The organism is Photobacterium aphoticum (genome assembly GCF_001029435.1).
Taxonomy (GTDB): domain Bacteria; phylum Pseudomonadota; class Gammaproteobacteria; order Enterobacterales; family Vibrionaceae; genus Photobacterium; species Photobacterium aphoticum.
In genome coordinates this window covers 1-313 of the sequence record NZ_LDOV01000088.1, presented here as the reverse complement: position 1 = coordinate 313, position 313 = coordinate 1, and the positions used below count along the sequence as shown (strand labels likewise).

Below are 313 nucleotides of genomic sequence, written 5' to 3'. Positions count from 1 at the left end.
CCTTCACGCTGCTTGTCGTGTCTGTGTCTTCTGACAGACCCTGGCTCACATTCGACAGCGCTACCGTCGGCGCTTCGTTTACGTCGGTGACCGCGATGCTCGCGCTCGCCGTGTCGTCCGGCGTGCCGCCAGCCGTCGCATCGTCTACCGATACGCTCACATCCAGCTGGCCGTTGGTTTCGTGATCCAACGTCTCACCCGCTTTCAGGTGCAGCTCGTAGCTGCCGTTGTTGTCGACTATCTCGAACTTGTCTGCATCCGCTCCGCTCAGCGTCAGCTCATTCGTGCCCAGCGCATCGTCGCTCACGGTGAT

The 313-nt window shown here is 61.0% G+C and carries 1 protein-coding gene; it reads right to left on the bottom strand.

The features are described from left to right. Window positions 1–313, bottom strand: a 313-nt coding sequence (locus ABT58_RS24265; protein WP_047876780.1) for a hypothetical protein, incomplete at both ends; no start/stop codon positions are given.